Raw genomic sequence first — 8,131 nt, forward strand, 5'->3', positions numbered from 1 at the left:
ACTGGTTCATACGGTGCATCTAGAGGCTCAAAAAAATGGCTAAATCGCCACGGTTTTAGAGTTTTAAGATTTGTGCTTGTATACAAATTTTGAAAAAGGCGGGGTAACCATGTAGGCGCGAGTGAAGAACGGGGTGCACGCGCGCCCTCTCCATGCGGCCAAGGCGCATGGCGGAAAAAATCCCAAAAGATGCCGAAACAAAGTGCGCTTGTACCGGCCATGGCAGACCCGCCGACGCGGACCTTGATCGCCTGCGCTACACCCAGCGCTACCGAGCAATCCCCCCAAGACTGCGTCGCTGTGGGCCTCGGAGCCCATCCGGCGGCCCGCTTATTGCCCCACCACACACCAGACGATCTACCGTCCCACAAAAAATTGTCCACCAAGTTTTTTCCCGCATTATTGAAATATTGGCGCGCACGCAGTGGGGCGTCGCAGCTTGATTTGGCGTTGGCGGCCGACGTGTCGTCGCGGCACATCAGTTTTCTGGAGACCGGGCGCGCCAGTCCGAGCGGAAGCATGTTGTTGCGGATCATGGCTGCCCTTGCGGTTCCAGCGCGGGAGCAGAACCAGGCGCTGGTGGCGGCCGGGTTTGCGCCGCGATTCCTGGAAGCAGACCTCGACAAAATCGACCCTGCGATAGATGCGGCGCTGGAGCGCATGATGCATAGCCACGCACCCTATCCGCTGACCGTCATGAACGCCTCTTACGACATCCTGCGTTGCAACCAGTCCGCCAAAACCATCTTTTCCCAGTTCGTGGCCGAGCCTGAACGGTTGAATGCACCGCTGAATTTGTTTGACCTGGTATTTGACCCGGGGCTAGCGCGGATGTTTATTCAAAATTGGACGGGCGTTGCCCAAAATATGGTGCACCGGCTGCACTGCGAAGCCCGGCTGGGCCGCGAAAACGTCGCCTTGTGGACATTGCTGGAGCGGGTGCTGGCTTATCCGGGCGTGCCCGGATCTTGGCGGGACCCGGACTTTTCACTGGTCCAGACACCTATTAACTACTTGGGTCTGCAAAACGACACCTATACGTTGGAGTTTTCCATGGTGGTGACCAAGTTTCTTGCTGCCGAACAGATCATGCTGGACGAGCTGAGAATTGAAAGCTACTTTGCGGTGAACGAGGCCACCCGGGTGGCCTGCAACGCGCTGGCTCTGGCGGCGGCGGGTGGGGGTTCGCAGGGATAGCGGCTAGCCTCGGGTGGAGAGGCCATACCTCCTGGGCCAGCGGGGCATTTGCCAGCTTCTTACAATCAAGCCCTCATGAAAACGCCTACCTACACCCGCGCCCAGCAACTCCCCGCCATCCTGGCGCAACGCATTGCCATCCTGGATGGCGCGATGGGCACCATGATCCAGCGCTTCAAGCTGACCGAAGCGCAGTACCGGGGCGAGCGCTTCAAGGACTTTCACAAGGACGTGAAAGGCAACAACGAGCTGCTCAGCCTGACGCGCCCGGACGTGATCCGCGACATCCACGAAGGCTATCTGGCCGCCGGGGCCGACCTGATCGAGACCAACACCTTTGGCGCGACCACGGTGGCGCAGGCCGACTACGACATGGCCGACCTGGCGATTGAGATGAATCTGCAGTCCGCCCGCATCGCCCGCGCCGCCTGCGACAAATACAGCACGCCTGACAAGCCGCGTTTCGTGGCGGGCGCGCTTGGCCCTACGCCCAAAACCGCCAGCATCAGCCCCGACGTGAACGACCCCGGCGCGCGCAACGTGACTTTTGAAGAGCTGCGTGCCGCCTACTACGACCAGACCAAGGCGTTGGTCGAGGGCGGCAGTGACGTGATTCTGGTGGAAACGATTTTCGACACACTGAATGCCAAGGCCGCGCTGTTTGCGGTGGACGAGTACTTTGCCGACTCGGGCCAGCGCCTGCCTTTGATCATCAGCGGCACGGTTACCGATGCCTCGGGCCGTATCCTCAGCGGCCAGACCGTCACCGCTTTCTGGCACAGCGTGCGCCACGCCCAGCCGCTGGCCATCGGCCTGAACTGCGCTCTGGGCGCGGCGCTGATGCGCCCCTACATCCAGGAGCTGCACCGCGTGGCCCCGGACACCTTCATCAGCTGTTATCCTAATGCCGGCCTGCCCAACCCGATGAGCGACACCGGTTTCGACGAAACCCCGGATGTCACCTCGGCCCTGGTGCGTGAGTTTGCCGCCGAGGGGCTGGTCAACATCGTCGGCGGCTGCTGCGGCACCACGCCAGAGCACATTGCGGCCATCCACGACGCGGTGAAGCCGCTGCCGGGCCGCGCGCTACGTTCGTATTTCTACAAAGAGGCTGCCTGATATGCAAAAAGTTCGCTGGGGTGTGTTGAGTACCGCCAAGATTGGCATGGAAAAAGTTACCCCGGCGCTGATGCGCAGCCAGTGGTGCGATGTGCAGGCGATTGCCTCGCGCGCCCTGCCTTCCGCCCGCGCCGCGGCCGACACGCTGGGTATTTCCACCGCCTACGGCTCTTACGAAGAGCTGCTGGCCGACCCGAACATCGAGGCTATCTACAACCCCTTGCCCAACGACCTGCATGTGCCCATGACCCTGGCGGCGGCGCGCGCGGGCAAGCATGTGCTGTGCGAAAAGCCCATGGCCTTGAACGCCAATGAAGCGGCGCAACTGCGTGAAGTGGCGGGCAAAGTCCACATCATGGAAGCCTTCATGGTGCGCTTCCATCCGCAGTGGCTGCGCACCCGCGAGCTGGTGCAGAGCGGCGCTTTGGGCGAGCGGTGTTCGGTGCAGGCCTGGTTCTCGTATTTCAACCGCAACCCCGACAACATCCGCAACGATGCGAGCAAGGGCGGCGGCGCGCTGTTCGACATCGGCTGCTACCCCATCGTGGCCGGGCGTTTTTTGTTCGGTGCCGAGCCGCTGCGCGTGATGGCGCTGGCCGATATGGACCCCACCTTCAACGTGGACCGCATGTTCAGCGCGCTGCTGGACTTTGGCGGTGGCCGCCAGCTCAATTTCACCGTCTCCACCCAGTCCACGCCCTACCAGCGCGTGCAGGTGGTGGGCACGCAGCAGCGGGTGGAGATCGAGATCCCGTTCAACGCGCCGCCATTGGATCCCACCCGCATCTTCATCGACAACGGCAAGGCCCTGAACGGCACCAGCGCCACCGTGGAAACCTTTGCGCCCTGCGACCAGTACAGCCTGGAAGGTGATGCGTTCTCGCTGGCCATCCGGGGCGAAGCCCCGCTGCAGTACGGCGTGGAAGACGCGATCCAGAACATGCGCATCATCGACGCGCTGTTTGCCTCGCAGCGCAGTGGCCACTGGGAAGCGGTTTAAGCCTTTGTCAAAATTGATAGCTACTGGCGTAGGTACTACCTGGGCTAGAGCCTGATTTTTTATAAATTAGCGGGTTATTGCGGTGGTTTGCCGCCGACCCGTCCGGCGCTCACCAGCGCGACCAAGCGCCGCGCGCCCAGGCCTAGCGGCCTTTCTTTGGACCACACCACGTCCACCCACAACTCCATGCGGTTGGTCAGGTTGTCGAACGGCATCTCGACCAGCGTGCCGACGGCGATCTGGCTGCGCACAAAGGATTGCGGCAGCCAGCCCCAGCCCAGACCGGCCTCGATCAGGCCCAGCGCGGCGATGTGGTTGTCGGTGCGCCAGCAGTGGCGGGCGTAGGCGAAGCGGGTGTCGATGGTGGCCAGGTCGCGGCTGGCCACCACGATCTGGCGGGTGTTGGTGAGCTGCTCTTCGCGCGGGCCCGCGCCCGGCTGCAGGGTCTGGGCCAGCAGGCCGGGAGCCATCACCGCCACCAAAATTTCGCTGCTCACCTCTTGGAAGCCCTCGCGCCCGTCCAAGCTGGGCCGCTCGAACACCAGCGCCAGGTCCGCCCGCCCCGCGTGCAGCATGGCCAGCGCGTCGGCCTGGGGCGCGGCCAGCACCTCCACTTCCAGTAGCGGGTATTCCTGCGCCAGGGTGGCCAGCGGGCTACGCCACTCTGCGGCCAGCAGTTCGGGGGCGATGGCCAGGGTCAGGCGGCTTTCCAGGCCCTGCGTCAAGGCCAGCGCCTGGGCCTGCAGCTGCCGCAACTGGGCCGCCAGCAGCCGGGCCTGCGGCTCCAGCGAGCGGGCCGCCGCCGTGGGCTGCGGCTCGCGGCCACTACGGTCGAACAGCGGCAGGTTCAGCTCGGCTTCCAGGTGGGCGATGGCCATGCTGACGGCCGAAGGTACACGCCCCAGCGCCCGCGCGGCAGTGGAGAACGAGCCCCGGTCCAGCACGGCCAGAAACACCTGCACGCTCTCGGAGGTAAATGCCATGGATGCTGCCTTGTTTATCTATCAGTAAAACTGAAATAAGCTGACTTTAAGTATCAGAGTTTAAGACATACAGTGGCGCCATTCACCACCACAAGGCCCCAGGGCCAGGACCAGCACCATGCAAGGCATCAAAAGAAAAATCGTCTATGTCGGCCTGTACGAAGGCTTTGCCATCGTGGCCGCCACCTTGGGGTTGGCGGGTATGTCGGGCCACAGCGTACAGAATGCGGGCATGGTGGCGGTGGCCACCTCGGCGATTGCCGTGGTTTGGAACCTGGTGTTCAACATGCTGTTTGAGCGTTGGGAAGCCCGTCAGACCGTGCGCGGCCGCAGCGTGGCGCGCCGGGTGGCGCATGCCATCGGCTTTGAAGGCGGCTTGACCGTGTTTTTTGTGCCGCTGATGGCCTGGTGGTTTGACACCACGCTGTGGCGAGCCCTGTTGTTGGATATGGGGCTGCTGGTCTTCTTTTTGCTCTACACCTTCGTCTTCAACTGGGTGTTTGACCGGGTGTTTGGCCTGCCTGCGGCGGCGATGGGCGAGGCCGTGGCGGCCTGAACCCGGTGGTTCAGGTGGGCATCAGGTGGTCGATTTCCTGCTGCATGGCTTGCACCAGCTGGCTGTAGCGTTTGACCTTGCCCGTGGTGTCGCGCAGCCGCTCGGCGATGCGCATGGACACAGCCAGCAGCAGTTTGGCCGCGGTTTGCGGGTCATCCTGGCTGAGCTTTTCCAGCGCGGCGCGCGACAGGATGGCGCAGGTCACGTCGGTGCTGGCGGTGCACGAGGCCAGCCGGGCCTGGCCGTCGATCAGGCCCATTTCGCCAATCAGGCTGCCGGGGCCGAGCACGCTCACAGTCACCGGGTCGATGCGGCTGACGACGATGTTCTCCACCGTCACCTCGCCCTCCAGCAACAGCAGCATGTAGCCGGTTTCGGTTTTGTCGCCCTCGTGGATGAAGGTGGTGTCCATGGGGATGCGGCGCGGGGTCATGTAGCTGACGATGGTCAGCGCCTCGGTGGGGCTGAGTTGCATGAGCGCGGTGGGTGCGATCAGCAGCTCGGCCGCCCGGCTGGCCGACCCCGAGTGCTGGACCGAACGCATGCGCTCATGGGGTTCCAGCAATTCCGGTGCCCGCGTGAGCTGGGTTTTGATACCGTCAATCAGGTTTTTGAACATGGTCGGGTGTGTGGTGGCGCTAGCCAGCGGTGTACCACAGCGGTTTAAAGCCCGTTTGTCGGGCCAGATACAAATGCTATTAAATAAATAGCTACTAGCCTAGATGTAGGCTACGCTAGATCCCTATTTTTTATAAATTTTCGCCCGCCCTTAAAATTGCAGCCTCCCAAGGAGCGTTGCAGCGGGTTTGTTCCCGTCAGGCTTGGGTTGTTGCCAACGACGCTCACCTGAACCTTTTCCCTCCACAGGTGAGTCGCATGCTTGATGCCGTAGCAAATTCCGTTCCCCCCATGCTGTTGTCTGGCCTGGAGCCCGTGCTCATCGGCCCCGGCACCCTCTTCGTCAACATTGGCGAGCGCACCAACGTCACCGGTTCCAAGGCCTTCGCCCGCATGATTTTGAACGGCGAGTTCGACCAGGCCTTGTCCGTCGCCCGCCAGCAGGTGGAAAACGGCGCGCAGGTGATCGACATCAACATGGACGAAGCCATGCTCGACAGCAAGGCGGCCATGGTGCGGTTTTTGAACCTGATCGCCAGCGAGCCCGACATTGCCCGCGTGCCGATCATGGTGGACAGCAGCAAGTGGGAGGTGATCGAGGCCGGGCTGCGCTGCATCCAGGGCAAGGGCATCGTCAACTCCATCAGTATGAAAGAAGGCGTGGATGCCTTCAAGCAGCAGGCCACGCTGGTGCGGCGCTACGGCGCGGCCGCCGTGGTGATGGCATTTGACGAAAAAGGCCAAGCCGACACCTACCAGCGCAAGATCGAAATCTGCGAACGCGCCTACCGCATCCTGGTGGACGAGGTAGGCTTTCCGCCCGAAGACATCATCTTTGACCCGAATATCTTCGCCATCGCCACCGGCATCGAAGAGCACAACAACTACGCCGTCGATTTCATCGAGGCGGTGCGCTGGATCAAGGCGAATCTGCCGGGGGCCAAGATCTCGGGCGGGGTGAGCAACGTGTCGTTCAGCTTCCGCGGCAACGACCCGGTGCGCGAAGCCATCCACACCGTGTTTCTGTACCACGCCATCCAGGCGGGCATGGACATGGGCATCGTCAACGCGGGCATGGTCGGCGTGTACGACGACCTGGAGCCGGTGCTGCGCGAGCGCGTGGAAGACGTGGTGCTGAACCGCCGTCCGGATGCCGGTGAGCGCCTGGTCGAGATCGCCGAAACCGCCAAGAGTGGGGCCAAAGACGAAAGCAAGCGTCTGGACTGGCGCGGCACTGCCGACCATTACGTGACGGTGGAGCAGCGCCTGAGCCACGCCATGGTGCACGGCATCACCGACTTCATCGTGCCCGACACCGAAGAGGCCTACCAGGCCATCCTGGCCAAGGGCGGCCGCCCGCTGCACGTGATCGAAGGTCCGCTGATGGCGGGCATGAACATCGTGGGCGACCTGTTTGGCCAGGGCAAGATGTTCCTGCCGCAGGTGGTCAAGTCAGCGCGGGTCATGAAGTCCGCCGTGGCGCACCTGATCCCCTACATCGAAGAAGAAAAGCGCCTGGACGAAGCCGCCGGCCGCGACGTGCGCACCAAGGGCAAGATCATCATCGCCACCGTCAAGGGCGACGTGCACGACATTGGCAAAAACATCGTCACCGTGGTCTTGCAATGCAATAACTTCGAGGTCATCAACATGGGCGTGATGGTGCCCTGCCACGAAATTTTGGCCCGCGCCAAGGTGGAGGGGGCCGACATCGTGGGCCTGAGCGGCCTGATTACGCCCAGTCTGGAAGAAATGCAGTACGTGGCGGGCGAGATGCAAAAGGACGACCACTTCCGCATCAAGAAAATCCCTCTGATGATCGGCGGCGCCACCACCAGCCGCGTGCACACCGCCGTCAAGATTGCCCACCACTACGACGGCCCGGTGGTTTACGTGCCCGATGCCTCGCGCAGCGTGGGCGTGGCGCAAAGCCTGTTGGGCGACGGCGCGGGGGCGTTCATCACCGAGCTGAACGCCGACTACGACAAAGTGCGCCACCAGCACGCCAACAAAAAGCAAACCCCGCTGTGGCCGCTGGCCAAATGCCGCGCGAATAAAACGCCGATGGACTGGACCGGCTACACCCCCAAGGTGCCCCGGTTCATAGGACGGCGCGTATTCAAGAATTTCGACCTCACCGAGCTGGCCCGCTACATCGACTGGGGCCCGTTCTTCCAGACCTGGGACCTGGCCGGGCCGTACCCTGCCATCCTGACCGACGAGGTGGTGGGCGTGGAAGCCAGCCGCGTGTTCAAGGACGCGCAGGCCATGCTCAAGCGCGCCATCGAAGGCCGCTGGCTCACCGCCAACGGCGTGATCGCCCTGTATCCGGCCAATAGCGTCAACGACGACGACATCGCCTTCTACACCGACGAGTCGCGCACCGAAGTCGCCCTGACCTGGCACGGCCTGCGCCAGCAAGCCGAGAAGCAGGCGATTGACGGGGTGATGCGCCCCAGCCGTTGCTTGGCCGACTTTGTGGCTCCGCGCAGCACCGGCATTGCCGATTACGCAGGTCTGTTTGCCGTGACCGCCGGGCTGGGTGCCGAGAAGAAAGAGGCGCAGTTCCAGGCCGAGCTGGACGACTACTCCAGCATCATGCTCAAGGCTATTGCCGACCGGCTGGCTGAGGCCTTTGCCGAATGCCTGCACCACCGC

Annotated in this window: 7 protein-coding genes and 1 riboswitch; of the genes, 5 read left to right on the plus strand and 2 right to left on the minus strand. The window is 62.8% G+C overall.

The features are described 5' to 3' along the window. Positions 1–375: 375 nt before the first annotated feature. The 3 genes from Q0T48_RS05315 to Q0T48_RS05325 all read left to right on the plus strand — a co-directional run bounded on the left by Q0T48_RS05315 (position 376) and on the right by Q0T48_RS05325 (position 3,316). A complete protein-coding gene (locus Q0T48_RS05315) occupies positions 376–1,197 on the plus strand; it encodes a helix-turn-helix domain-containing protein (RefSeq protein ID WP_295953445.1) in 822 nt (273 codons plus the stop codon). A gap of 75 nt (positions 1,198–1,272) precedes the next feature. Then, entirely contained in the window at positions 1,273–2,316 is a 1,044-nt protein-coding gene (locus tag Q0T48_RS05320; RefSeq protein ID WP_295953447.1) for a homocysteine S-methyltransferase family protein, read from the plus strand. A gap of 1 nt (position 2,317) precedes the next feature. Further along, on the plus strand, positions 2,318–3,316 hold the full coding sequence (locus tag Q0T48_RS05325; protein ID WP_295953449.1) for a Gfo/Idh/MocA family oxidoreductase: 999 nt from the start codon (positions 2,318–2,320) through the stop codon (positions 3,314–3,316). 74 nt (positions 3,317–3,390) lie between these two features. On the opposite strand, the gene Q0T48_RS05330 is transcribed toward Q0T48_RS05325, so the two are convergent. Next, complete coding sequence (locus Q0T48_RS05330) at positions 3,391–4,299, minus strand: LysR family transcriptional regulator (protein WP_295953452.1); 909 nt, start codon at positions 4,297–4,299, stop codon at positions 3,391–3,393. Between the two features lie 118 nt (positions 4,300–4,417). Between Q0T48_RS05330 and Q0T48_RS05335 the strand changes: the two genes are divergently transcribed. Next, a complete protein-coding gene (locus tag Q0T48_RS05335; protein ID WP_295953454.1) occupies positions 4,418–4,855 on the plus strand; it encodes a PACE efflux transporter in 438 nt (145 codons plus the stop codon). 10 nt (positions 4,856–4,865) lie between these two features. Here the strand turns inward: Q0T48_RS05335 and Q0T48_RS05340 are convergent, their stop codons facing one another. Then, entirely contained in the window at positions 4,866–5,474 is a 609-nt protein-coding gene (locus tag Q0T48_RS05340) for a cyclic nucleotide-binding domain-containing protein (RefSeq protein ID WP_295953457.1), read from the minus strand. Between the two features lie 162 nt (positions 5,475–5,636). Next, positions 5,637–5,706: riboswitch (S-adenosyl-L-homocysteine riboswitch) on the plus strand. 25 nt (positions 5,707–5,731) lie between these two features. Between Q0T48_RS05340 and metH the strand changes: the two genes are divergently transcribed. Further along, positions 5,732–8,131 (plus strand): methionine synthase (gene metH, locus Q0T48_RS05345; RefSeq protein WP_295953459.1); only part of this gene is annotated, 2,400 nt, incomplete at its 3' end.

This window comes from Rhodoferax sp. (assembly GCF_025354435.1).
Taxonomy (GTDB): Bacteria; Pseudomonadota; Gammaproteobacteria; order Burkholderiales; family Burkholderiaceae_C; genus Rhodoferax_B.